Origin of the sequence: Microcoleus sp. D3_18a_C4 (assembly GCF_036702415.1) — a bacterium.
Taxonomy (GTDB): Bacteria; Cyanobacteriota; Cyanobacteriia; order Cyanobacteriales; family Microcoleaceae; genus Microcoleus.
In genome coordinates, this window is record NZ_JAUBTI010000220.1 from 1 (window position 1) to 2,167 (window position 2,167).

The 2,167-nt window shown below is 50.9% G+C and carries 2 protein-coding genes; both read left to right on the top strand.

The window, feature by feature from the left end; translation table 11 throughout:
• A partial coding sequence (locus QUB16_RS33260) for a CAP domain-containing protein (protein WP_333322650.1) occupies window positions 1–864 on the top strand: 864 nt, incomplete at its 5' end.
• Between the two features lie 95 nt (window positions 865–959).
• Window positions 960–2,167: calcium-binding protein (locus QUB16_RS33265; RefSeq protein WP_445251190.1), on the top strand; the 1,208-nt coding region annotated here is incomplete at its 3' end.

The window sequence follows — 2,167 nt, forward strand, 5'->3', positions numbered from 1 at the left end:
ACTCCGACTCCGACTCCGACTCCGACTCCGACTCCGACTCCGACTCCGACTCCGACTCCGACTCCGACTCCGACTCCTCCGACCTCTGATAACTGGCTCGATCGGGTGAATTACTTACGTAGCCTAGCCAACTTACCGCCTGTGACTAACAATCCTGCATGGACACAAGGGGAAATAGAACACTCACGTTATGTGGCTAAAAACGATCAACTAACTCATTATCAAGACCGTAATAACCCTTGGTACACGCCAGCAGGATCTGAAGCAGGTCAAAGTGGCAATGTGTTTGCTTGGTCAACAACTCAGGTACAAGATGTCGATTTTATTGATGGATGGATGACCGCACCTTTTCATGGATTAGGAATTATCAACCCCAAACTAACGCAAGTTGCTTACGGTAGTTATCGCGAAGCAGGTGGGAGCATAGAAGCAGGGGCAACGTTGGATGTTATTCGAGGAATTAATTCTAATTCTTCCCCTCAATATCCTGTTATGTGGCCTGCAAATGGCAAGACAGTTCCGTTAAGGCAATTTGACAGTGAATATCCCGATCCCTTGACAAGCTTTCCAGGATACACGGCTCCAGCGGGCTTACCTATTTATTTGCAACTGGGTTCTGGAAACGTCACGCCTCGAGTCACTTCTCACTCATTAACGCAGGGAAACATACCCATAGAACACGGTGTTTTTGATGAAACAACCTACAGCAATCCCGATCCATCTGCTCAACAATTGGCACGCAGTATATTGGATTCACGCGATGCAATTGTAATGATACCCCGTAACCCATTAATGCCTGGAAATTATACAGCTTCAATTACATCGAGCGGTCAGAACTATACCTGGTCGTTCAATGTTGCCTGATGCGCTCTAGTTGAACCAGGAATCGCCATTGCTAAAAATAGGCGATCGCCATTTCTCCACTCCGTTTATTTTGCAAACCAATAGGTAGGAAAATTATGACTATCAAACGACAAGGGATTTATTTAGTCGGAGAAGATACAGCCGACAATGTTGCACTCGAAGCCGGACAACTTCAGGAAGTGCCTGGAGGATTGCTAACTCGCAAAGGCAATGATACTGTCAGGGGTTCTTCTGATGCTGAAGTTGTATATGGTGGCAAAGGAAATGATGAAATTGAGGGCGGAGGTGGCAATGATTCCCTTCGCGGCGACAAAGATGAAGATACTGTGATCGGAGGAGATGGAGATGATTGCTTGTGCGGCGGTCAAGGCAATGATTCAATTGTCGGCGGTAGCGGCAATGATAGTTTGCACGGCGATCGGGGTATCGATACTTTAACAGGTGGCAGTGGCAATGACACATTTTTCCTACTGCTAGATGATGACAACATTGATTACATTACCGATTATCAAAATGGAGGCGATCGCATTGCTAGCGACAATGGCATTTTGAATTTTGATAACTTCGCTTTTAGTGCGGGTACGGGTGCTAATGGTGCTAGTAGTTCCGATACAGTGATGATAGATAAAAGTAGCAATCGGGCGATCGCGGTTTTGCTGAATGTTGCCAGTAGCACGTTTGCAGCTAGTCCGACACCAACACCAGCGCCGACACCAACACCAGCGCCGACACCAACACCAACACCAGCCCCAACACCAGCCCCAACACCAACACCAGCCCCAACACCAACACCAGCCCCAACACCAGCCCCAACACCAACACCGGTGACAACAGCGACTCCGGTTACAACTCCGACTCCGGTTACAACTCCGACTCCGGTTACGACACCAACTCCTGTTACAACACCGACTCCGGTTACGACACCGACTCCGGTTACGACACCAACTCCTGTTACAACGCCAACTCCGGCTACCACACCGACTCCTGTTACAACGCCGACTCCGGTGACAACTCCGACTCCGGTGACGACTCCGACTCCGGTGACAACTCCGACTCCGGTGACAACTCCGACTCCGGTGACAACTCCGACTCCGGTGACGACTCCGACTCCGGTGACGACTCCGACTCCGGTGACGACTCCGACTCCGGTGACGACTCCGACTCCGGTGACGACTCCGACTCCGGTGACGACTCCGACTCCGGTGACGACTCCGACTCCGGTGACGACTCCGACTCCGGTGACGACTCCGACTCCGGTGACGACTCCGACTCCGGTGACGACTCCGACTCCGGTGACGACTCC